At 69.7% G+C, this 23,103-nt stretch carries 21 protein-coding genes; 15 read left to right on the plus strand and 6 right to left on the minus strand.

Translation table 11 applies throughout. The features are described 5' to 3' along the window. Nucleotides 1-105: 105 nt before the first annotated feature. Nucleotides 106-1,050, plus strand: coding sequence for an ATP-binding cassette domain-containing protein (locus tag ABZ382_RS16490; RefSeq protein WP_357089321.1), 945 nt, complete (start codon nt 106-108; stop codon nt 1,048-1,050). Beyond that, nucleotides 1,047-1,859 (plus strand): ABC transporter permease, encoded by an 813-nt coding sequence (locus ABZ382_RS16495; protein ID WP_357089323.1) that lies wholly within the window; start codon nt 1,047-1,049, stop codon nt 1,857-1,859. The genes ABZ382_RS16490 and ABZ382_RS16495 overlap by 4 nt, the downstream gene beginning before the upstream one ends. Here ABZ382_RS16495 and ABZ382_RS16500 read toward each other — a convergent pair. Next, the gene (locus ABZ382_RS16500; protein WP_357089325.1) at nt 1,843-5,004 is read right to left on the minus strand and encodes a BTAD domain-containing putative transcriptional regulator; all 3,162 of its coding nucleotides are present in this window, start codon (nt 5,002-5,004) and stop codon (nt 1,843-1,845) included. The two genes, ABZ382_RS16495 and ABZ382_RS16500, sit on opposite strands and share 17 nt — an antisense overlap. 149 nt (nt 5,005-5,153) lie before the next feature. Here ABZ382_RS16500 and ABZ382_RS16505 point away from each other — a divergent pair, with 149 nt between their 5' ends. From ABZ382_RS16505 to ABZ382_RS16515, 3 genes are all read left to right on the plus strand, one after another. After that, complete coding sequence (locus tag ABZ382_RS16505) at nt 5,154-5,786, plus strand: DUF4097 family beta strand repeat-containing protein (RefSeq protein ID WP_357089327.1); 633 nt, start codon at nt 5,154-5,156, stop codon at nt 5,784-5,786. A 128-nt stretch (nt 5,787-5,914) separates the two neighbouring features. Continuing rightward, entirely contained in the window at nt 5,915-6,985 is a 1,071-nt protein-coding gene (locus ABZ382_RS16510) for an FO synthase (protein ID WP_357089328.1), read from the plus strand. A 4-nt stretch (nt 6,986-6,989) separates the two neighbouring features. Beyond that, on the plus strand, nt 6,990-8,468 hold the full coding sequence (locus tag ABZ382_RS16515) for an NAD(P)/FAD-dependent oxidoreductase (RefSeq protein ID WP_357089330.1): 1,479 nt from the start codon (nt 6,990-6,992) through the stop codon (nt 8,466-8,468). Here the strand turns inward: ABZ382_RS16515 and ABZ382_RS16520 are convergent. After that, nucleotides 8,452-9,687: a cation:proton antiporter gene (locus ABZ382_RS16520; protein WP_357089332.1), complete on the minus strand. Its 1,236-nt coding sequence runs from the start codon at nt 9,685-9,687 to the stop codon at nt 8,452-8,454. The two genes, ABZ382_RS16515 and ABZ382_RS16520, sit on opposite strands and share 17 nt — an antisense overlap. Before the next feature lie 190 nt (nt 9,688-9,877). Here ABZ382_RS16520 and ABZ382_RS16525 point away from each other — a divergent pair, with 190 nt between their 5' ends. The 5 genes from ABZ382_RS16525 to ABZ382_RS16545 all read left to right on the plus strand — a co-directional run bounded on the left by ABZ382_RS16525 (nt 9,878) and on the right by ABZ382_RS16545 (nt 13,341). Then, nucleotides 9,878-10,765 carry a LysR substrate-binding domain-containing protein gene (locus ABZ382_RS16525; RefSeq protein ID WP_357089334.1) on the plus strand — a complete coding sequence of 296 codons (888 nt, stop codon included), beginning with the start codon at nt 9,878-9,880 and terminating at the stop codon, nt 10,763-10,765. Between the two features lie 101 nt (nt 10,766-10,866). Continuing rightward, complete coding sequence (gene dmpI, locus ABZ382_RS16530; protein WP_036545806.1) at nt 10,867-11,052, plus strand: 4-oxalocrotonate tautomerase DmpI; 186 nt, start codon at nt 10,867-10,869, stop codon at nt 11,050-11,052. A 161-nt stretch (nt 11,053-11,213) separates the two neighbouring features. Further along, a complete protein-coding gene (locus ABZ382_RS16535) occupies nt 11,214-11,870 on the plus strand; it encodes a hypothetical protein (RefSeq protein WP_357089337.1) in 657 nt (218 codons plus the stop codon). Between the two features lie 194 nt (nt 11,871-12,064). Continuing rightward, complete coding sequence (locus ABZ382_RS16540; protein WP_357089339.1) at nt 12,065-12,241, plus strand: hypothetical protein; 177 nt, start codon at nt 12,065-12,067, stop codon at nt 12,239-12,241. A gap of 110 nt (nt 12,242-12,351) precedes the next feature. Further along, nucleotides 12,352-13,341: a cation diffusion facilitator family transporter gene (locus ABZ382_RS16545; protein ID WP_357089341.1), complete on the plus strand. Its 990-nt coding sequence runs from the start codon at nt 12,352-12,354 to the stop codon at nt 13,339-13,341. A 15-nt stretch (nt 13,342-13,356) separates the two neighbouring features. Here ABZ382_RS16545 and ABZ382_RS16550 read toward each other — a convergent pair whose 3' ends face one another. Then, a complete protein-coding gene (locus tag ABZ382_RS16550) occupies nt 13,357-14,199 on the minus strand; it encodes a helix-turn-helix transcriptional regulator (protein WP_357089343.1) in 843 nt (280 codons plus the stop codon). Between the two features lie 91 nt (nt 14,200-14,290). Here ABZ382_RS16550 and ABZ382_RS16555 point away from each other — a divergent pair, with 91 nt between their 5' ends. Continuing rightward, entirely contained in the window at nt 14,291-15,052 is a 762-nt protein-coding gene (locus ABZ382_RS16555) for an SDR family oxidoreductase (RefSeq protein WP_357089345.1), read from the plus strand. A 73-nt stretch (nt 15,053-15,125) separates the two neighbouring features. Here ABZ382_RS16555 and ABZ382_RS16560 read toward each other — a convergent pair whose 3' ends face one another. Both ABZ382_RS16560 and ctaD read right to left on the minus strand, forming a co-directional pair. Beyond that, nucleotides 15,126-16,655: an AMP-binding protein gene (locus tag ABZ382_RS16560; protein ID WP_357089348.1), complete on the minus strand. Its 1,530-nt coding sequence runs from the start codon at nt 16,653-16,655 to the stop codon at nt 15,126-15,128. Nucleotides 16,656-16,913: 258 nt separating this feature from the next. Beyond that, nucleotides 16,914-18,650 (minus strand): cytochrome c oxidase subunit I, encoded by a 1,737-nt coding sequence (gene ctaD, locus ABZ382_RS16565; RefSeq protein ID WP_357089350.1) that lies wholly within the window; start codon nt 18,648-18,650, stop codon nt 16,914-16,916. A 251-nt stretch (nt 18,651-18,901) separates the two neighbouring features. On the opposite strand from ctaD, the gene ABZ382_RS16570 reads away from it, so the two are divergent. Beyond that, nucleotides 18,902-19,303 (plus strand): hypothetical protein, encoded by a 402-nt coding sequence (locus ABZ382_RS16570; protein ID WP_357089351.1) that lies wholly within the window; start codon nt 18,902-18,904, stop codon nt 19,301-19,303. 71 nt (nt 19,304-19,374) lie between these two features. On the opposite strand, the gene ABZ382_RS16575 is transcribed toward ABZ382_RS16570, so the two are convergent. Next, nucleotides 19,375-20,238 carry an LLM class flavin-dependent oxidoreductase gene (locus ABZ382_RS16575; protein WP_357089354.1) on the minus strand — a complete coding sequence of 288 codons (864 nt, stop codon included), beginning with the start codon at nt 20,236-20,238 and terminating at the stop codon, nt 19,375-19,377. Nucleotides 20,239-20,392: 154 nt separating this feature from the next. Here ABZ382_RS16575 and ABZ382_RS16580 point away from each other — a divergent pair, with 154 nt between their 5' ends. From ABZ382_RS16580 to ABZ382_RS16590, 3 genes are all read left to right on the plus strand, one after another. Continuing rightward, nucleotides 20,393-20,575, plus strand: a complete 183-nt coding sequence (locus tag ABZ382_RS16580) for a hypothetical protein (protein WP_357089357.1) — start codon at nt 20,393-20,395, stop codon at nt 20,573-20,575. Between the two features lie 328 nt (nt 20,576-20,903). After that, nucleotides 20,904-22,262 carry a wax ester/triacylglycerol synthase family O-acyltransferase gene (locus ABZ382_RS16585; protein ID WP_357089360.1) on the plus strand — a complete coding sequence of 453 codons (1,359 nt, stop codon included), beginning with the start codon at nt 20,904-20,906 and terminating at the stop codon, nt 22,260-22,262. Nucleotides 22,263-22,303: 41 nt separating this feature from the next. After that, nucleotides 22,304-23,086 carry an RNA pseudouridine synthase gene (locus ABZ382_RS16590; RefSeq protein WP_357089363.1) on the plus strand — a complete coding sequence of 261 codons (783 nt, stop codon included), beginning with the start codon at nt 22,304-22,306 and terminating at the stop codon, nt 23,084-23,086. Nucleotides 23,087-23,103: the final 17 nt, after the last annotated feature.

Genomic DNA, 23,103 nt, shown 5'->3' on the forward strand with positions numbered 1-23,103 from the left:
TCTCCATCGCCGGTAAACCCAGGTCCAATGCCGTGTCAGGTGTGTCAGGAGCCGTATCAGGTCGGCATCAGGCCGATATCAGGCGCCCGGTCGAAAGTTCTCCCCATGAACAGCACAGCAATCGCCGCCTCCGGGCTGCGGAAGGCATACGGGGACAAGACGATCCTCGACGGCATCGATCTGACCATCGCGACCGGCAGCATCTTCTCGCTGCTCGGACCGAACGGGGCGGGCAAGACGACCACGGTCAACGTGCTGACCACCCTGCTGCGGGCCGACGGGGGGACGGCCCGCGTCGCCGGATACGACATCGCCACCGAAACCCGCGCGGTGCGAGCGGCGATCGGGGTCACCGGTCAGTTCGCGGCGGTCGACGACCTGCTCACCGGCGAGGAGAACCTGCGGCTCATGGCGGACCTGCACCGCCTGCGTGGCAGCGAGAGCAAGCGGGTGGTCGCCGGACTGCTCGAGCGATTCGAGCTGACCGAGTCGGCGCGCAAACCGGCCTCGACCTACTCCGGCGGCATGCGCCGCAAACTGGACCTGGCCATGACCCTGGTGACCAAGCCGGACATCGTCTTCCTCGACGAACCGACCACCGGACTGGACCCGCGCAGCCGGCGCACCATGTGGGAGATCGTGCGCGAGTTGACCTCCGACGGCGTCACCATCTTCCTCACCACCCAGTACCTCGAGGAGGCCGACCAGCTGGCCGACCGGATCGCGGTGCTCGACGGCGGCCGCATCGTCGCCGAGGGCACGCCCGACGACCTCAAGCGCCGGGTGCCGGGCAGCTACCTGCAACTCCGGTTCCGCGACAACGCGCAACTGGAAGCGGCCGCGCGGATCCTGCCCGACGGCACCGCCGACCACGAGGCCCTCACCCTCCAGGTGCCGGGCGACGGCGGGTCGAATGCCCTGCGCGCCTTGCTGAACCGGCTCGCCGACCACGCGGTCGAGGCCACCGACGTTTCCATCCACACCCCCGATCTCGACGACGTTTTCCTTGCCCTGACCGGGCACGCCACCACGGAGGCCGACGCAGCATGAGCACCATCGTTTCCACCGAATCCACCGCGACCGACCGCACCGGCGCCACCGGCGGCCTGACCGCCTCGCTCGGCGACTCCGCGATCATGTTGCGCCGCAACTTCAAACACATCGCCCGCAACCCCGTCGCCATCTTCAATGCCGCGCTGATGCCGGTGATGATGCTGCTGATCTTCGTCTACGTGTTCGGCAGCGCCTTCAATGTCGGCGAGGACTACATCAACTACGCGACACCCGGCATGATCCTGCTGGCCATCAGCTACGGACTCTCCGGCACCGCGGTGTCGGTCAGCTCGGACATGGCCAAGGGCATCATCAACCGGTTCAAGGTCATGGACGTCTCCCGCGGCGCGGTGCTGACCGGGCACGTGGTGGCGACCATGCTGACCAACCTGATCGCCATCGCCGCCGTGCTCGGCGTGGCCTTCGCCCTGGGCTTCCGGTCCCCGGCCTCGGCCACCGAATGGCTGGGCGCGATCGGCGTCATGGTGGCCACCTCGTTCGCGGCCTCCTGGCTGACCGTCGCGCTGGGCATGGCGGCCAAGACCCCGGAGTCGGCGGGCATGTCGGTGGTGCCGCTGATCATGCTGCCGTTCGTCAGCAGCGCGATCGTCCCGGCCGACCAGATGGGCCAGGGCGTGCGGCAGTTCGCCCAGTACCAGCCCTTCACCCCGATCATCGAAGCCCTGCGCGGCTTCCTGACCGGTCACCCGTCGGGCGGCTACACCGCCGCCGCGCTGGCCTGGTGCGCCGGGTTCGCCATCGTCGGATACCTGTGGTCGCGAGCCACTTTCAGCAAGCGAGCGTGACCCGGGCCAGCTCGTGCCAGTCCGCCCGGGTCCCCTCCCCCGCCGCCTCGGTGAAGCCGTCTTCACCGAGGCGGCTTCGTGTCGTCTGCTCGATGCGGGCCACATCCGGATGCGAGCGGTCGGCCAGGCCGCGGACCGCGTCACCGGCCGCCAGCAGCCGCACGGCCTGCTCGGCCTGACCGTCGCGCAGGGCCAGATCGGCGATGCCGACGATGATCCGGGCCAGCAGGGGCGCGTGCCCGCCGGCGGTCGCCGCCTGAAAGGCCGCGGCGCGTTCGGTTCTCGCGGCGACGGTGTCCTCGGCCAGATAGCCGCGCAGATCGTGGATCAGGGCGCTCATGAAGGGCTGGCCCACATCCTCACCCAGCATCGTGGTCGCGAACGCGATCTGACGCTCGGTCTCCGCGCCGTCACCGTTCCAGCGGGCCAATTCCGCTCGCGCCAAAGCGAGTTCGGCCAGACCGCTGGGCCACGCCGCCTGATCCGCGTACCGCTGCGCCTCGGTCAGCGCCGCCGCGCTCGCATCGAAATCGCCGAGCAGCCAGTACAACTGGGCCTGCCGTGACCGCATCCGGACGGCGTCCTCGATCGCGCCGACCTCGGTGGCCGCGGCCACCGCCTGCTCGAAATACGCGCACGCGCGGCCGAATTCACCGCGCATGGCGATCCGGTCGGCCAGCTCGGTCAGCGCGAACGACATGCCCCAGCGTTCACCGATGGCCCGGAACTCGGCCAGCGCCAGCTCCAGCTGCTCGTCGGCCTGCTCCCCGTCCTGACCGAGCACGACCCGCAGCTTGCCGGTCTGCAACCGGGCCAGGGCCCGCACCCACGGGTCCGCGTCGTCGAGCAGCGCTTCGAAGGCGGGCAGGAACTCGTCGGGCCCCTTCAGCATTCGTTCCAGAGCGGAGAGGAAGGCCAGGGCCGGATGACTGGCGTGGATGCCCTGGCTGACCTCGGTCGCCTTATGAATCCACTCCTCGACCTGATGCTGGTCGCCGGGACCGGAAGTCACGAAGTGCACGACCAGTCCGTATACGGTGGCCCGGGTTTCGGCGTCGACCGCCCCGCCGGGCAGGGCCGCGGCGGCGCTGACAAGTTCCAGGCCCTCGGCCTTGTGGCCGCTGAGCCACCAGTACCAGCCCGCGGCGGCGGCCAGACCCAACGCGCCGAGCGCGTCCTCGGCGGCGAGCGCGCCGCGCATGGCGGCGGCGATGTTGTCGTACTCGGCGTCCAGGACGGCCAGCCATTGCACCTGTTCGGCGCGGCGCAGATGCGGTTCCGCGGTCGCGGCCAGTGCCGTGAAGCAGGCGAGGTGCGCGCGGCGCGCGGCGTCGGACTCCTCCGCTTCGACGAGCCGATCGCGGGCGTACTGCTTGATGGTGTCGAGCATGCGGTAGCGCGGCTCGTCGTCACCGGCGGTGCGCAGCAAGGACTTCTCGGTCAGCGTGGTCAGCAGTTCGAGCACCTCCCACTGCTCGACCGCCGTGTCCGCACCGAACTCGGCGGCCGCGCACACCTGTTCGGCCGCTTCCAGCGTCGCGCCGCCGGAGAACACGGCCAAGCGGCGCAAGACCTTTCGCTCGGCGTCGGTGAGCAGCTCCCAGCTCCAGTCGACCACCGCGCGCAGGGTGCGGTGCTGTGGGATCGCGGTGCGGCTGCCGCCGGTCAGCAGGCGGAAGCGGTCGTCGAGACGGTCGGCCAGCTGCTCGAGGGACATGGTGCGCAGGCGCGCGGCGGCCAGTTCGATGGCCAGCGGGATCCCGTCCAGCGCCCGGCACACCCGGGCCATGGTCGCCAGGGTGCGGGCATCGGTCGCGAGATCCTTGCGGACCGCGCTCGCCCGATCGCGCAGCAGCTGGACGGCCGGGGAGGATTCGATCTCGGCGGCTCCCGCGTTCCCGGCGGGCAGGGCCAGCGGCTCGACCTGCCAGAGCGCCTCCCCCGTGATGCCCAGGGGCTCACGGCTGGTCGCGAGGATGCGCAACCGCCGGCACTCGCCGAGCATGCGGTGCGCGAAGGCGGCCGCGGCCTCGATCACGTGCTCGCAGTTGTCGAGGATCAGCAGCATGTCGCGGTCGCGGACGGCCGCGATGAGCCGGTCGACGGGTTCCGCGTTGGGCGCGCCGCCGAGCAGCGCGTCGCGCAGGCCCAGCGCGGCCAGCGCCGACTGGGCGAGATCGCCGCCCGCGCCCGCCGACGCCAGCTCCACCAGCCACGCGCCGTCGGGCAGCTCGGCGAGCATGGCACGCCCGGTCTCGGTGGCCAGCCGGGTCTTGCCGGAACCGCCGGGACCGGTCACCGTGGTGAGCCGGTGCGCCGCAACGAGTTCCCGCACGGCGTCGAGGTCCGCCTGCTTGCCGACGAAACTGGTCAGCTCGGCGCGCAGATTGGTGCGGCGGTCCTCCTCGCGCTGCGCGCCCACCTCGCCGCGCAGCAACGCGACATGCAGCGCGGACAGTTCCGGCGAAGGGTCCACACCCAGCTCGTCGGCGAGGGCCTCGCGGGTGCGCTGGTAGACGGTCAACGCCTCCGCGCCCCGGCCCGCGGCGGCCAGCGCGCGCATCAGGGAACCGGCGAGGCGCTCCCGCACCGGGTTTCGATCCACCAGCTCGGTCAGCTCGGCGACCAGGCCCGCGCCGCGTCCGAGCCGGACCTCCGTCTCGTAGAGATCCTCCGCGGCGGCCAGACGCAGGCCGTCGAAGCGGGTGATCGCGGCGTCGACGGCCGCGTTCTCCTGCGCGGCGAGGTCCTGCAGGGGCGCTCCCCGCCACAGTTCCAGGGCCTCGCGCAGGGCCTGCGCCTGCTGGGCCTCCACGCCGCCGCGGGCCGCGTCCAGCAGCTGTTCGAAGCGGACGGCGTCCACCGCGCGGGGCGCCACGGCCAGCCGGTAGCCGCCGGGCTGCACGTCGATCACGCCGTCCGGCAGCACCTTTCGCAGCCGCGACACCAGCGCCTGCAAGGCGTTCGCCGCGTCGGCGGGCGGCTGTTCGCCCCAGATCCAGTCGACCAGCGAGGTTTTCGCGACCGCGCGGCCGGGTTCGAGGGCCAGCGCGATCAACAAGGCCCGCAACCGGACACCCGGCACGTCCAGGGATCCACCGTCCTCGGTTCGGATCTCGAGCGGTCCAAGCATCCTGATCTGCACCGGACCATTGTGCCGTCAACCCGTGACCGGGGCAGAACCTGTATCAGCGGCCGTGTCAGGACAGCGTCAGCCCGCTGTCAGCACGGGCGATCAGAGTTACTCCCATCAACCCGGTACCACCCCGGGAATCGCACCCAAAGGAGCACGTCATGACCGCCTTCGAGACCCTCTCCCCCATCACCGTCGCCGTCGCCGTGGCCGCCGGGAACGTCACCGTCACCGCCGCCGACCGCACCGAGACCGTCGTCGACGTCCGGCCCGCGAACCCCGCCAAGAAGGAGGACGTGCGCGCCGCGGATCAGGTCCAGGTCGACTTCACCGACGGCGTCCTCACCGTGAAGACCCCCACCGGCTGGCGCGCCCACAACCCGTTCACCGCCGTCGGGACCATCGTGGTCACCATCGCCGTCCCCACCGGCTCCCGCCTCACCGGCACGGTCGGCCTGGGCAACCTGTACGGCACCGGCGGCCTCGGCGACTGCGAACTCGAGGTGTCCGCCGGCGACATCACCGTGGAACGCCCCCAGGGCTCGGTGACCGCGAAGGTCGCCAAGGGCGACATCCATGTCACCGAGGCCGCCCGCGGCGTCCTGCGCCTGGAGACCTCCATGGGCGACCTCACCGTCGGCATCAAGCCCGGCAGCGCCGCGCAGCTGGAGTCCAACACCAAGTCCGGCTCGGTCCAGAACCGCCTCGCCGCCGTCGACCAGCCCCAGGACCTCGTCCAGGTGTACGCCCACACGTCCTTCGGCAACGTCAGCATCGGCCAGTCCGCCGCCTGACCCTTCCGACCACGTTGACCGGCCCGGTCGCCGCCCCGCGGCGCCGGGCCGAACGCGTGTCCGTACGGAAGTCCCGGCCACCAGCAGGCGCGGTAGCGGCTCGGAAGGGCGGCGGTATCGTGGCGATCGTGGATGGTGGTATCGCCGAGGTCGGGTCGCCCGACGTGGGTCAGGTGCGGGAATGGCTGGCCGAGGCGGAGCGGAATCCCGCGGGCCTGCCGGACGCGGGGTACCTCGCGCTGCTGGAGACCGACGGCCCCGAGCTGGACCGGCTGGGGGAACTCGCGGACGCGGTGCGGAAGCAGAGTGTGGGCGATGCCGTTACCTATGTCGTGAATCGGAACCTGGACACGGCCGCGGTGTCGGGCTCGGCCGCGCGGGATCGGCTGGCCGCCCTCGTCGCCGAAGCGTATGAGCTCGGCGCTACCGAGATCTGCATGCAGGGCCCGCTGCCCGCCGACAGTGATGACGACTATCTGTCGCTGGTTGCGGCCGTCACCGGCAGCGCACCCCTGCATCTGCACGCCTTCCGGCCCGAGGAGCTGCTCGACGGGGCAGCGCGGCTGGGAGTGCCGTTGGACGAATACCTGGTGCGGGCCAAGGCTTCCGGGCTCGGGTCGGTGCCCGGCACCGGGGCGCGGATTCTCGACGACGACGTTCGTGCCCGGCTCAAGGGCGGGCCGGATCTGCCGGTGAGCGAATGGGTTCGGGTGATCGAGGCCGCGCATCGCGCGGGGCTGACCTCCACCGCGACCATGGTGTACGGGCATATCGAGACCCCCGCGCAGCAGCTCGCGCATCTGCGGTTGCTCGCCGAGATCCAGGACCGCACCGGCGGCTTCACCGAATTCATCGCCATGCCCATGGATCCCGTCACCGCGGCGGCCGGATTCCGCACCCCCGAGGTGCCGGAACGCCTGCGGCGGCAGTCCCGGGCCGTTCACGCGGTCGCGCGACTGCTGTTGCACGGGCGGATCGACAATATCCAGGCCGCCTGGCCGCGACTGGGTGTGACGGCGGCGGTCGAGCTGCTGAGCTGCGGCGCCAACGATTTCGGCGGGCTGCTGCTCGACGGGCGGCTCGCGCCGGAATCGGGTCCCGAGGCGGGGCTGACCCTCACCGTCGAGGATGTCGAGCGGATCGCCGGCGAGCTGGGCCGCACCCTGCGGCAGCGCACCACCCAGTACGGCTGGATCTGACGCCATGGCTTCGAATTTCAGCGCGGCACCGGCCCCGGAAGAGGTCGACGTCCTGATCGTCGGCGCGGGGTTCGCCGGTATCGGCATGGGCATCCAGCTGGCCCGCCGCGGCCGGGAATCGTTCGTGATCATCGAACAGGCCGAGGATGTGGGCGGCACCTGGCGCGACAACCGCTATCCCGGTGTGGCCTGCGATATTCCGGCGCACCTGTACTCGTTCTCGTTCCTGCCGAACCCGCGCTGGTCGCGAGTGTTCGCCGAGGGCGCGGAGATTCACGACTACCTGCGCTCCTGCGTGAAGCAGGAAGCGCTCGAACCGTATCTGCGGCTGAATTGCGCACTGGAACAGGCGGAATGGCTCGAAGCCGAGGAGCGCTGGCGGGTCCGCACCGCACAGGGTGAGTTCTCGGCGGCGAATCTGGTCATCGCCACCGGGCGGCTGACCGAACCCAAGATCCCGCCGATCGCGAATCTCACCGAATTCCGGGGCCGCCGTTGGCATTCGGCGCGCTGGAATCCGAAGGTCTCCCTGGTCGGCAAGCGGGTCGGACTGGTGGGCACGGGCGCGTCCGCGGTGCAGATCCTGCCGCGGCTGGCGGGCGAGGCCAGCGAGGTCGTGGTCTTCCAGCGCTCGGCCCCCTACGTGCTGCCGCGCGGGGACCGCTTCTACACCCCCGACGAGCTGGCCGGATTCGCCGCCGACCCGCGGTCCATCACCGCCCTGCGGGACGAACTGTTCGCCGAGGCGGAGCTCAGCATCGCCGCGCGCCGCCGCCGGCACCCGGAGATCGATCTGCTCAGCCGCCGCGCGCTCGACCACCTGGCCGGGCAGGTCCGCGATCCGGAACTGCGGCGGCGGCTGACCCCGGATTACGAGATCGGCTGCAAGCGAATCCTGTTCTCCGACGAGTACTACGCGGCCCTGCAGCAGGACAATGTGCGGCTGGAGTCGACCGAGCTGACCCACATCAGCGACGGCCGGGCCATCGCGGCGAGCGGCGACTCCTACGACCCCGAGGTGCTGGTCTTCGCCACCGGCTTCAATGCCACCCGGCCCTCCATCGCCAAGCACATCCGCGGCCGCGGCGCCCGGCTGCTGGCCGAGCGCTGGAGCAACGGCATGGTCGCGCACGCCTCCACCACCGTGGACGGCTTCCCGAACATGTACGTCCTGGACGGGCCGAACGCGGCGCTCGGCCACAACTCGGCCATCTACGTGATCGAGACCCAGATCGATTACGTGCTCAGCGCTTTCGACCACCTGGCCGGGGTACCGGAAACCGTCCTCGAGGTCACACCCGAGGCGGTCGAATCCTCCATGGCCGATATCGAGCACCGCGCCCGCGACACCGTCTGGACCCAGGGCCGGTGCACCAGCTGGTATCGCGACGAACAGACCGGCCGGGTCACCCTGCTGTGGCCGGACTCGGCGGAATCGTTCCGGGCGTCCAACGGGGCCTTCGACATCAACGCCTACCGGTGACACCGCTGCCGGGCTCGCGATCCGCGCCCCGGCGGCGGTAATAGCCGAGAGCGGGCAGCGGCGCACCGAGCCCGTGCAGGAAGACGCTGCCCAGCACCGTGATCACCATGGCGGTGAGCGCCAGCTCGGCGTCGGAATCGGGCAGTTTGTTGAAGGCCAGCAGGCCGAACACGATCGAGGTGGTGCCGCGCGGGCCGAGCCACGCGATGAGCAGATCCTCGATGCGGGTGAGCCGGGTTCCGGTCAGCGCCAGCATCACCGGAACCATCCGGACCACCGTGAGCACGGCCAGGCAGTACAGCCACAGCCGCCAGTTCACCCCGCCCCACAGCGTGAACACCACGACCACGCCGAACACGAACCACATCATGATCGTGAGCAGGAACCCGACATCGTCGATGAGTTCCAGTTCCTCCTTGTGCCGATCCTCGTCACGGACCCGCTGGAAGACCAGACCACAGACGAACGCCGCCACGAAGCCGTTGCCGTCGATGCCGACCGACAACGCGTACGAACCCAGCGGGGCCGCCACGAGAATCACCCGCTTGGCCTGCGCGGTCATCAGCCCCGCCGCGTCGGCGCGATTGACCAGGTAGGCCAGCGCCGCACCACAGGCCGCGCCCACCAGGATCGCCTTCGCGGCGGCCGGGAAGGCGGTGCCGAGCGCGGTCAGCGGCGTGTGCTCCTGGGTGTGATCACCGGCCAGGATCAGCGCGAAAATAATGATCGGCGAGACGATTCCGTCGTTGTAGCCGCTCTCGCTGTTGAGGATATCGCGCACCCGCACCGGAATCCGCTTGTCGCGCAGGATGGCCGCGGCGGGCGCGAAGTCGATGGGCACCACCACGCAGGCGACGACCAACAGCACCGCCCAGTGGTAACCGGGCAGCAACCACATTCCCAGCCCGACAGCGGCGGCCAGGGACAGCGGCAGCGCGATCAGCAGCAGCCGGAGCGTCGCCCCGGGATTGCGGCCGAGCAGGCCGCCGCGCACCTCCGTCGCGTCCACGAACAACAGCACGGCCAGCACGATTTCCGCGAAATGCAGGGCGACATCGGTGTTGAGCGTGCCCGCGATGCTGTCCCGCACGGTCAGGCCCACCACCACGCCGGTGCTGACCGCGACCATCGGCGGACTGATGCGCCAGCGGTCGAGCCGGGTGGCCAACAACGCCCAGACGACCAGTGCGACGGCGATCGCGGCCATGGTGGCAATCATTCAGTCATCTTGGCAGACGAAGCCGGGCATATCGTGTGCGCGGCCGCTCGCCCGCCGATGGTTTCCCGCTCGCCCGCCGATGGTTTCCCGGGCGCCGGCCGATGGTTTCCCGGGCGCCGGCCGATGGTTTCATGGGCGGTGGACCACGGCCGCGGGTCGAGCAGCCGTGCCGAGACCCGTGGAGCCTGCTGTGGAATTGCGCCAGTTGCGGTACTTCGTGACCGTCGCCGAGGAACTGCACTTCGGCCGGGCCGCCGCGCGTCTGCACATCGCGCAACCGGCGGTCAGCCAGCAGGTGCGGCGGCTGGAACGCGACCTGCGGGTGCAGCTCCTGGACCGCTCGCCGCGAAAGGTGCTGCTCACCGAGGCCGGACAACGTTTCCTGCCCGCGGCCCGGGCCGTGCTGGCCGCCGCGGATCAGGCGCGGGCGTCGGTCGCGGACCTGGCGGGCGGCCGGGCGGAGGTCTTCCGGCTCGGGACGGTGACCGGGCTCGCCGAACGACTGGACGCGGTCCTGGACACCTTCGCCGAGCAGGCGCCCGGGGTGCGGGTGGAGCTGGTGGCGCTGCCCGTGCGGGACCGGCTGGCACAGGTGGCCGACGGCGGCCTGGACGCGGCCTTCGTCCGCTCCCCCGAACCCGGCGAGACCCCGGACCTGGACTTCCTGCCCGCCTGGGACGATCCACTGGTGGTGGCGTTGTCCGCCAAACACACACTGGCGAACGAGGATTCGGTGCGACTGGCCGATCTGGCCGCGGTGCCGCTGCGGCTGACCGAGCGACGCAATCATCCGGCCCTGGTGGATCTGGTGCTGACCGCGTGCGCACGAGCCGGATTCGAACCGGTGCCCGCGCCGTCGTCGACCACCTTGCAGGACACCCTCGCCGCCATCGGCGCGGGCTCGCCCATGTGGACGGTGGTGTACGCCTCCAATGCCCGGCAGGTACACAACCCTCGGGTCGCGTTCCGGCCCTTCACCGATCCGGGAATGAGCCTGCCGATCGCGTTGGCCGTGCGAGCGGATGCCGCCTCGCCGAATCTGCGCCTGCTGGGCGCGCTACTGGCGGGCGCGCGATAAGGATCGCTTATCGCTACGTGTACGAGCCGCCCATTGGTCCGCTTCGGAGAATCCGGTGAACTGTTCTCGGTCCCAATGGATTTCACGAAGGAGAACACATCATGCCGATCGTCACCGTGCAGCAGGGCCCTCGCACCGTCGAGCTGAAGCGGGATCTGGTGCGCCGCATCACCGACGCGTTCGTGGACGCGTATCAGATTCCGGCCGAGGCCGTGCAGGTCTGGATCCACGAGACCCCCGCGGACAGCTGGGGCACCGCCGGACGTCTGACCGCGGACGGCAAGTAGCGGTGAACCGGCGGGTCGCTGGAACCGGACCCCGCGGTCCTAATCGACTGCGGCAGACCTGAACCGACCCGCCGGTACCGCGAGATGTCGGCCCCGTGACAACCTGGCATCGACTGCACATACTCGCAGGTAGAGCCCAATTTCAGTGATACAACGGCAGCATGACGGAGGTTGTCGTCCCCAAGCTCGTACCCACACCCGCGGGTCACTCGGTCGAATTCTGGGGCTATTGCATGTGGGGGCTGGCCGCGCTGGCCATTGCCGTATCGGAACTGGCATCGGTGTTCGGCCTGGCGAGTTGGCCCACCATCTCGAACACGGTCGGCCATCTCGAGACCCAGCATTCGATCGTGCGGGTGGTCGTGGTGACGGTGATCGTGCTGCTCGCCTATTACGCGGTCCCGCAGTTGACCACCCCGCCCGAACCCGTCGTGCAGCAGGTGGCGGGACGCACCATCACCGTGAACGGCCGTGTCACCAAGACGGATTCGGTGATCACGCTCCTGGGCGCGGGCTATCTCACGGCAGCCTTCGCGACCTACGCCTTCGGCGTCCTGTTCGCCATCACCGACCGCGGCATGAACCCGCACTCCTACCTGGGCGCGTACGTGCTCTACGGACTGATCGCCCTGATGTGGGTCATCGTGCCCAGCGTGCTGGCCATGGTCTTCACCCGAGATGTCCCGTTCCCCACGCTGTTTCGCACCATCGGCTACCTGGAGCGACGCGCGCACCCGGTCGCCGCGCTCCTGCTCGCCGGACTCGTGGTGCTGCTGATCCACCTGGCCTTCTACCCCTGGCCGCGCGTGCAGAGCTGATCGTGGACGGTGTGAAAACCGTTGTCAGCGAATTATTTACGCCCCCGTAGCAGCAGGAAGGCCGCGTAGGCCGCGCCCGAGAGACCGATCACCGCGACGACACCGATGGTTGTCAGGATTGCGTCCACCTCTCGATTTTATGGACCCGGCGGGTCACGCATGCCCGATCGCGGGAAAAGGCGTATGCAGGAGTTATGGGTCGCCATCCGCAGCGGACCCCCCTCTACGGGGCGTTGATGCTGGTCGGGGTCATGCTCACCGGACTCTGGGTCCGGGACTGGCCCTGGCTGTGGCTGCGGGCGCTGGGTTTCATCGCGTTGTTCGTGATCGCCTTCGCCGGGTTCCTCATGACCTTCCGCGATCTCTCATGACCAGGTCGAAGCATATTTCCGGCAATCCGGTCGAATCGAACGTGTCACAAACATTGCACACATAGCGATTTATGCATATGGTCTTGTTCGAGCGGCAACGGAGGAGGGTTATGAGCGACCACGGGCATTCACACGGACACGATCACGCCGGGCATTCGCACGGCGCGACCGCCGACAGCGACAAGCGCTGGCTGGCCGGCGCGCTCGCCGTCATCGTCGTGTTCCTGCTCGGCGAGGTCGTCGTCGGCCTGGTCGCCCAATCGCTGGCCCTGCTCTCCGACGCCGCGCACATGCTCACCGATGCCGCCTCGATCGTGCTGGCGCTGTGGGCCATCCGCCTGGCCGCCCGGCCCGCCGAGGGCCGCATGACCTTCGGCTGGAAGCGCGCCGAGATCCTCTCCGCCCAGGCCAACGGCCTCACCCTGCTGGGGCTGGCGGGCTGGCTCACCTACGAGGCCATCCGCCGCCTCATCGACCCGCCCGACGTCACCGGCGGCCTGGTGCTGGTCACCGCGCTGGCGGGCATCGTGGTGAACGTGCTGGCCGGCTGGATGATCAGCAAGGCCAACCGCACCAGCCTCAATGTCGAGGGCGCGTACCAGCACATCCTCAACGACCTGTTCGCCTTCATCGCCACCGCGGTCGCCGGTCTGATCATCATGCTCACCGGCTTCGCCCGCGCCGACGGCATCGCCACCCTGATCGTGGTGGTGCTCATGGTGAAAGCCGGCCTGGGCCTGGTCCGCGCCTCGGGCCGCATCTTCCTCGAGGCCGCGCCCGCCTACCTCGACCCGGTCGAGATCGGCGCCGAGATGGCCGCGGTCGACTCCGTGATCGAGGTGCACGACCTGCACATCTGGGAGATCACCTCGGGCACCCCGTCGCTGTCGGCGCACATCCTGGTCGCCGAGGACGCCGACAGCCAGGCGGTGCGGGCCGCGGTCGCCCACATGCTGGCCGAGAAGCACCACATCGACCACAGCGTGCTGCAGGTCGACTACACCGACCACGCGGAATGCCCCGACGACGACCACGACCACGTCCCGCACTGCCAGGACGCGCACGGCCCGGTGCACCGCAAGACCATTGCGACGAACTGAGATCCGGCCCGCGGATCAGACGCCGACCGACCGCAGGCCCGCCAGCCGGGCCAGCGCCTCGGCGGTCGGCGAACCCGGCACGGCGGTGTAGACCACCAGCAGCTGATCCGGATCGGCGGGCAGCGCCAAGGTCTCGTAGCCGAGTTCGAGACGGCCCACCTCGGGATGCTGGATCAGCTTCGCGCCGCGCGTCTTCTCCTTGACCGGATGCGACTCCCACAGCCGCCGGAAATCCGGGCTGCGCTCGGACAGCTCCGCGACCAGGGCGGCGAGGCGCGGATCGTCGGGATGCAGCCCCGCGTCGCGGCGCAGGAACGCGACCGTCTCACCGGCCACCGTCTCCCACTCCGGGTAATAGGCCGGCGCGGCGGGCTCCAGGAACAGGTAGCGGGCCTGATTGCGCTCCTCCGCCGGAACCCGGGAGAAACCGGACACCGAGTCGCCCAGGGCATTCCAGGCCAGCACATCCATCCGCCTGCCCAGCACGAAAGCCGGTGCGGTGAGAGCGTCGAGCACCAGGCGGACACCCGGATGGATGGCGGCGCTGTACACGCCCGACGCCGTGGTGGGATGCGCGTCGACGGTGCCGCCCGGCCGGGCCAGCGCGTACAGGTGCAGCCGCTCCGGATCGGTGAGCCGCAGCGCGCGGGCCACGGCGTCCAGCACGGCGTCCGAAACATGTTTGCCGCGGCCCTGTTCCAGGCGGATGTAGTAGTCGACGCTCACCCCGGCCAGCTGCGCCACCTCCTCGCGGCGCAGGCCCGGGACCCGGCGGCGGCCGTATTCCCGCAGCCCGGCGTCGCCCGGCTGGATACGGGAGCGGCGGGAGCGCAGGAAGTCACCGAGGCCGTTCTGCATGGGATCCAGCGTACGAACCCATCCTGGTACCGGCAGACCCAGGAAAAGCGCAACCCTCGTTACGCGCTGAAAACGCTCGCAGGATGAGGACATGACTTACGAGAACCTGTCCGGCCGTACCGCCGTCATCGTCGGAGCCGCCAGCGGCATGGGCGAGGCCACCGCCCTGCTGCTGGCCCGCAACGGGGCCCGCGTCGCCCTGCTGGCCCGCCGCGCCGACCGCCTGGAAACCCTGGCCGCCAAGATCGAGGCCGACGGCGGGACCGCGCTGGCCGTCACCGTCGACGTCACCGACTCGGCGAGCGTGACCGCCGCGGCCGCCACCGTGCACGCCGCCCTCGGCCCCGCCGACCTCGTCGTGAACTCGGCGGGCGTGATGCTGCCCAACCCGATCACCGAGGGCCGCGAGGACGAGTGGACCCGCATGCTCGACACCAATGTCGCGGGCCGCCTGCGCGTCATCCGCGCCTTCCTGCCCGACCTGCTCGCCGCCGCCGACGCGGGCCGCCCCGCGGACCTGGTGAACATCTCCTCCATCGGCGCGCACGTCACCTTCCCCGCCTACTCGGTGTACGGGGCCACCCAGGCCGCCATCACCCAGCTCTCCGCCACCCTGCGCACCGAACTCGGCGCCCGCAAGGTCCGCGTCACCAATATCGAGCCCGGTCTCACCGACACCGAACTCGGCACCCACATCGACAATCCGGAGATCAGCGGCCAGCTCGACGGCATGTTCGGTCTCATCGACGCCCTCGGCGCGGCCGACATCGCCGACCTGATCGCCTACACCACCAGCCGGCCGGCGCACGTGAATCTCCGTCAGGTCATCGTGCTCCCGACCCAGCAGGCGTGAATCCCCGACAGCAGCTGCCGCGCGGCGAAATCAGCCGCGCGGCAGCACTTTTAGATCGACTCCGAGACCTCCGTCAGCGCCAGACGGCCGCGGTGTTGTTGAGGACGGTGCCGTCGCCGTAGCCGACCAGTTGGCCGATCGGGAGCATGCCGAGGCGGCCGTGATGGTCGAGTTCGCCGTCGCCGCGCCAGCAGCCGATCTCGCCGGTGCGGAACATGCGGTCGCCCGGATCGCCGAACGGGTCGGCGACCAGGCGCTCGCCGGTGGGGGCCGGGCGGCGGTGGTAGCCGCGGGCCAATCCCGCACCGGCGACATAGATTTCGCCGATCACGCCGGGCGGGAGCGGGTTCAGCTTCTCGTCCAGGATGTAGCAGCGGGTGCCGACCACCGGGCCGCCGATCGAGACCGCCACGTGCGGCGCGACCGGGGTCAGGGGGCGGCTCACGGTGGCGTGCAGGCCGGTCTCGGCCCAGCCGTAGCCGCTCACGAACGACCGCCCGGCCGACCAGATTCCGGTCAGCTTGGCGGGGCAGGCCGCACCCGTGGTGGCCAGCAGCCGCAGGTCCGGGAGCGGTTCCGCGCCGGGCAGGGTGGCCAGGATGTACGGGGTCAGCACGGCGTGGGTGACCCGGGCGTCCCGCATGAGTTCGTACAGGTCCGCACCCGCGTACGGCCCGGCCGGAGCGAGCACCAGGGTGGCCCCGGAGGCCAAGGCCAGCAACAGTTCCCAGATGGCGGTGTCACGACCCGGCGTGGCGGCGGCCAGCACCCGGGCGTCGGGATCGGTGTCGCAGCGCTGCGCCTGGGTCACCACGAGATGGGCGAGCGCGGCATGGGTCATGGTCGCGCCCCGCACCACACCGCTCGATTCCAGCGGGTAGACGAGGTAGGCGGGATTCCGCAGGTGCAGTGGGCGGACCCGCTCGGCATCGGTGACCGGTTCGGCGAGCGGCGCCGCCCACACCCCGGCCGGGCCGGGCGCGCTCTCGCCACTGGTCCGGTGCAGCGGCGCGTCGGCGCCCTCGGCCACCAGTTCCCGGGCCCGCGCGTCGAGCACCGCCAGCGCGTCGTCACCGTCCCCGTCGAAGGACGTGACCGGGCCGATGCTCAGCCACGGACCGGCGCCCAACGCGGGTAGCGATTCCCGTCGATAATCGGCCGTAATCCCCGCGACCGCACCGGAATCCGCGAGGATCGGGGCGATCCGGGTGATCGGCGCGTCCGGGTCGACCGCGAGGAAGGCGGCCCCGGCGTGGGCCACCGCGCACACCGCCACCACCCATTCCGGCGACCGCGGCAGCGCCACCGCCACCACGTCCTCGGGGCCGATGCCCGCACCGATCAGCCTGCGCGCCAGTCTGTTCGCGTGCGCGTCCAGTTCGCGATAGCTGAGGGTCAGGCCCCCGCACACCACGGCCGGGGCCTCCGGATCGTAGGAGGCGGCCCGGGTCAGCAGGCGGGGCAGGGTCAGCGCGACGGCCGTGCTGGTGTCGTTCCAGCGCCGTAGTTGCCGTTGCCAGTCGTAGGGCGAGTCGATGGACTCGGCGGTGCGACGGGCGAAAGCCGGTGCGGCATCGCAAACATCCGGAGAATCGGCGAGCATTGTCCCTCCCGAAGTCGAGACCTGCGGATTGCGCCGGAGCGCGGCGGTTTCGCGCTCCCGCTGCGGACAGTACAGCACCGAGGCAGCAAGTCTGCTGCTATTCCTTTCGTGCCGCAAATGGACGCACGATCAGGGGATATATGGACGGCCGATCAGGCCGCGGCCGCGGTGGCGCCCGACGCTGTGATCCAGCCCCGGCCCTGACATGCGAACGCGGCGGCCGTCCGAAGACGACCGCCGCGTTCGACGTGCGGGAAGCTAGGTGGAGGCCTTCTCGGTCTCGTGCACCGTGTGCTGGCCCGAACCCCAGCCCACGTGGGCCTCCGCGCGCATCCGCTCGACCATGTGCGGGTAGTGCAGCTCGAAAGCCGGTCGCTCCGAACGGATTCGGGGCAGTTCGTAGAAGTTGTGCCGCGGCGGCGGGCAGGAGGTCGCCCATTCGAGCGAGTTGCCGTAGCCCCACGGGTCGTCCACCGTCACGACCTCGCCGTAGCGGTAGGACTTGAAGACGTTCCAGACGAACGGCACCATCGACGCCCCGAGAATGAACGAGCCGATGGTGGAGACGGTGTTCAGCGTGGTGAACCCGTCGCTCGGCAGGTAGTCGGCGTAGCGGCGCGGCATACCCATGTTGCCCAGCCAGTGCTGCACCAGGAACGTCAGGTGGAAACCGATGAACGTGGTCCAGAAGTGCCACTTGCCCAGGCGCTCGTCGAGCATGCGGCCCGACATCTTCGGGAACCAGAAGTAGATGCCCGCGAAGGTCGCGAAGGCGATGGTGCCGAACAGCACGTAATGGAAGTGCGCCACCACGAAATACGAGTCCGACACATGGAAGTCGAGTGGCGGGCTCGCCAGGATGACGCCCGACAGACCGCCGAAGAGGAACGTCACGATGAAGCCGAGCGACCACAGCATGGGTGTCTCGAACGTGAGCTGACCTCGCCACATGGTGCCGATCCAGTTGAAGAACTTCACCCCGGTCGGCACCGCGATGAGGAAGGTCATGAACGAGAAGTACGGCAGCAGCACCGCACCCGTGGCGTACATGTGGTGCGCCCACACCGCGATCGAGAGCGCCGCGATGGCGATGGTCGCGTACACCAGGGTGGTGTAACCGAAGATCGGCTTGCGGCTGAAGACCGGGTAGATCTCCGAGACGATGCCGAAGAACGGCAGCGCGATGATGTACACCTCGGGGTGGCCGAAGTACCAGAACAGGTGCTGCCACAGCAGATTGCCGCCATTGGCCGGGTCGTAGATGTGGCCGTGCAGGTGCCGGTCGTAGAACAGGGCCAGCGCGGCCGAGGTCAGGATCGGGAAGGCCAGCAGGATCAGCAGGCTGGTGATCAGGATGTTCCAGGTGAAGATCGGCATCCGGAACATGGTCATACCCGGGCAGCGCAACACCACGATGGTGGTGATGAAGTTGACGCCACCGAGGATGGTGCCCAGACCGGAGACGGCGACACCCAGGATCCACAGGTCACCGCCGACGCCCGGGGTGTGCACGATGTCCGACAGCGGGGTGTAGGCGGTCCAGCCGAAGTCGGCCGCGCCGCCGGGGGTGAGGAAGCCGGCGGTCGCCATGCTGGCGCCGAACAGGTACAGCCAGTAGCTCAGCGCGTTCAGTCGCGGGAAGGCGACGTCGGGCGCGCCGATCTGTAGCGGCACAATGATATTCGCGAAGGCGAACACCACGGCGGTGGCGTAGAACAGCAGCATGATGGTGCCGTGCATGGTGAACAGCTGGTTGAACTGTTCCGTCGAGAGGAACTGCATGCCGGGCCGCGCCAGCTCACCGCGCATGAGCAGCGCCATCAGACCGCCGATCAGGAAGAACGAGATCGACGTGAACAGGTACATCTGACCGAGCATCTTGGGGTCGGTCGTGGTGACCAATTGATAGATGAACGATCCTTTGGAGCGCTTCCGGGGCGGGTAGGGCCGGACCGCCTCGAGGTCCTGTTCGGGCTTTGGAGATACCGCAGTCACCACATCCTCCTCGGGAGGGTTCCGTCCAGCTCTACCAATCGGGGCACATAGAACGGCGCACAGCGTACCGACAGCAATTAGATCTTCGCCGAAAACACTCCGGTCGGCACGGATAGCGATCGAAATGCAAGATACTGCAGGGCAACCGTGACGCTCACAGCGGCCGCCGCCCAGGTTTGGCGTGTTGTTCACCAGCGATTCACGCCGCGACATCATCAAAAGCTCATATGGCGCGGTCCAATATCAGTGTTATGTCTCGATCGCTGCGCAACCGCGTACTCACCGTCACCGTGGTCGGCAGCCTCGGCCTCCTGCTCGCCGTCGGGTCGGCCACCACCGCCCACGGCGAACCCCGGGCAGTCATCCAGGGGCGGGGCGAGGTGACCGCGCACGTCACCGGCGAGAAGCCGAACAACAAGTGCCAGATCGCGGGACACGACGTGAGCGGGCCGTGGGGGGTCGTCGGAGCCGACGGGACGGTGAACCTCACCCTCGGCGCGGCGTATCGCGGCGGCAAACGACTACGGGTGATCTGCGAGGACCCCAAACGCGGTGACGCCAGCCTGCACACCGTGAAGTCGGACCGCGTCGCCTTCGACGGACTGCTCTCCCCGATCCGCCAGATCATGCACCACCACTTCTTCGGGGCCTGATCAACTCTCGGAACTCTCAGAGGCTTCGCCCCCGAACCCCCTCGAGATTCGAGGGGGTCCGCCCCGCACCCCTAGAGAGGCGGGTGCCCGGCGCGCGCCGCGGCGACCGCCGCTCGAACCGCAGGTGCGGTCTCGGCCGCGAAATGGTGGGTGGGACGCTCGCCATCGGGGTCGACCGGGAGCAGGAACTGGCTGATGCCCTGGGTCAGGGCGAGATCGGTGAGCTGGGCCGGGCCCATGGTGGGGTCGATGACGTAGGCGCGGCGGATCAGGGCGGGGATGCGGCCCGCGGATCGGGCGGCGTCGTCGATGGCGGCCATCCGGGCCGGGAGGGTGACAGGCGGGGCGTACGCGGCACTGCCGAGCCAGCCGTCGGCGAGTTCACCGGTCACGCGGAGCGCGCGGGGGCCGTAGACGCCGAGCCAGATGCCGATCGGATGTGCCGGGCGCGGGCCGGGTTTCGCGCCGCGCAGCGGGTAGAAGTCGCCGGGGAGGCGGGAGCGGTCGGCCTCACCCCACAGCGCCCGCAGCACGCCGATGGCCTCGCGCAGCGCGCTCAGGGCCTGGCCCGGGGTGCGGCGGGCGCCGCCCATGGCCTCGATGGCGTCCCAGAACGCGCCCGCGCCGAGACCCAGCTCGACGCGGCCCCCGCTGAGCAGGTCCAGGCTGGCGGCGCTGCGGGCCAGCACCGCGGGCGGGCGCAGCGGCAGGTTGGCGACCGCGGGCATCAGGGTCAGGGTGCGGGTGACGCCGGCCAGATAGGACAGCAGGGTCCAGGTGTCGAGAAAGGCGGGTTGATACGGATGATCCTGGACGGCCAGCACTTCCAGCCCGGAGTCGTCGGCCTGCCGGACCAGGCGCAGCAGGGCACGCCCGCGCGCCGCATCGGGCGGGACGAAGATGCCGAACCTGAGCTCATGCCCGTAATCCGCCATAGCAATTATCAAGCTACCGCGCTGACCCGGGGCGCGGGCGATATCGGGCCGATTCGGCGCGTCCAGCGGGGTATTCGTCTCGGATCGTGATCGAGCGGAAACCCAACTCCACAGTCGTTGCCGGACAACGCAATACGATCGAATCCGAAAGGGCGTGCGTGATGCGGGTTCACAACACGGCGTCGCCGCCCACACCGCCCGCCTCCCCCAGCTCTACGACCGTGAACCCTTGCGGCACAGCCTGTCCGTGATCGCGGCCGAACCCCCGCTGCCCCGCCCCGAATCCGAGCGCTTCCACGTCAGCCGCCGCCGACACGCCGACACGCTCGGCCGATGACATTGGGACGCTTACGCTTTCACGCTGGATCCGGTGGTGGAGTGCCCACCCCCGGCCGAGGGCGGCTTCGCTCAGACGGTGGCGTACACCCGCTCCGCACCGACACCACGCCGCATCGCGCGCACCCGTTCGCGCACAGCCGACGAACCACCGTCGCCATGTCCTTTGCGGCCCGGACGGACGGTGATGCCGTAACTTTGCTCAAAGTCTCAACGAGAGCCGAATCACAGACAGTGATAGCCTGATTTCCTGTTAACGCAGCGGGGGGCAGCGTCGCCGCACCGTATCCGCTCCGGGCAGTTGTGCCCACCCGGCAAAGGCGGCATCCATGGACCTTCTCAATCCGCTCGACGCGATCTTCCTGGCCATCGAATCCCGCGAGCACCCCATGCACGTGGGTGGCCTCCAGCTGTTCGAGCCGCCCGCCGACGCGGGCCCCGACTACACCCACGAACTGTTCGAGGCCATGGCCGCGAGCACCCAGGTCCGCACCCGCTTCCGCCGCAAACCCAGCCGGCTGCTGGGCGGCTTCTCCAGCCTCGCCTGGTCGCATGCCGACACCGTGGATCTCGGCTACCACCTGCGCCGATCCGCGCTGCCCGCGCCCGGCGGCATGAGTGATCTGCTGGATCTCACCGAGCGTCTGCACGGCATCCTGCTGGACCGGCACCGGCCACTATGGGAGGGCCGCCTCATCGAGGGTCTGAGCGACGGCCGCTTCGCGCTCTACATGAAGATGCACCACGCCCTCATCGACGGCGTCTCGGCCATGCGGCTGATGCAGCGCACCCTCACCGACGACCCGCTCGACACCCGGATCGCCGTCCCCTGGGGCACGCCGCCGGTGCCGCGCGACGACAGCGCCGAGCCCGAAAGCCCGTGGGCCCAGGCGCGGAAGGCGGTGCCGCGGCTGCTGCGCGCGAGCGGATCGATCGCCGCGCCATTGCGGGGCGCCCTCGACGGGCGGCTCACCCTGCCCATGACCGCGCCGCGCACCCTGCTCAACACCTCCATCGGCGGGGCCCGGCGCATCGCGGTGCGGTCCTGGCCGCTGGAACGGATCAACGACATCCGGCAGGCCACCGGCGCCACCGTCAACGACGTGGTGCTGTCCATGAGCTCCGCCGCGCTGCGCGCCTACCTGCTCGAGCGGGACGCGCTGCCCGACGAGCCGTTGATCGCCATGGTGCCGGTCAATATCCGCAATGCCGCCGAGGCCGACACCTCCGAGGGCAATATGGTCGCGGCCTGCCTGGCGAACCTCGGCACCCACCTCGCCGACCCGGTGGCGCGACTCGAACAGGTCCGCACCTCCATGCGCGACGCCAAGCAGGTGTTCACGCAGCTGCCGAAGCTGGAGGCGATGCTGCTGTCGGCCGCGCTGATGACGCCGCTGGGCGTCTCCCTGCTACCCGGTTTCGAGGCGTTGCCGCGCATGCCGTTCAACCTGGTGATCTCGAATGTGCCGGGACCGCGCAAACCGGTCTACCTGCAGGGCGCGCGGCTGGACGCCAACTATCCGCTCTCGATTCCCTTCGAATCGCAGGCCATGAACATCACGCTCACCACCAATGGCGACAACCTCGATTTCGGCCTGGTCGGCTGCCGCCGCACGGTGCCGGACCTCGATCGCATGATCGACCATCTGGAGAACGGCCTGGCCGAACTGGAGAGAGCGGTCGCCTGACGCGGACCCGGGAGTTGGCCCTCGCTACGCTGGAGCGGGTGATGTCGTGGCCCGAACTGCGGAAAGAGTGCCTGCTCCTCGAGGACGAGGCGGTACTGGCGTTGAACAAGCCCGCCGGGATCTCCGTCACCGGTGAACGCCACGACACCGACATCGTGGAAATGGCCGCCGCGCAGGGCGAGACGCTCTACCCGGTGCACCGCATCGACAAGGTCACCTCGGGCCTGGTGCTGCTGGCCCGGGAGCTGCCCGCGCACGGGCAGCTCACCCGCCAGTTCAACAAGCGGACCGTGGCGAAGGCGTACCTGGCCGTCACCGCGTCCACCGGGCTCCCCGACCGCGGCGTCATCGACCTGCCGTTGAGCGTGGGCCGCAAGAACCGGGTGCGCATCGCCGCGCCCCGCGAGAGCATCCGCCGCGACGGCGACACCTGGCGCGTCGACGACCAGGATGTGCTGGCGGGCAAGAATTATCCGTCGGTCACCGAATTCACCACGCTGGCCCGCGGCACGGACAGCACCGTCCTGGCATTGCGCCCGATCACCGGGCGGCGGCACCAGATTCGCGTCCACCTGGCCTGGATCGGCCACCCCATCGTCGGCGACCCGCTCTTCGACAAGTCCGGCGCGTTCCCCCGCACCCACCTGCACTCCTGGCGGCTGTCGCTGGACGCGTCCTGGCGGCCGACGGGCCGGCTGGAACTGGAAGCCGAGCCGGGTCCGGACTTCTGGCACGTCGGCGACACCACCGTGGTGGACGACCCTCGGCAACTGCTGAGCAGCGCAAGCGAACTCATGGCCCGCACCACATCACCGGGTCACTGATTTGCGTTCGCTATATT

Source organism: Nocardia sp. NPDC005825 (assembly GCF_040630175.1).
Lineage (GTDB): Bacteria > Actinomycetota > Actinomycetes > Mycobacteriales > Mycobacteriaceae > Nocardia.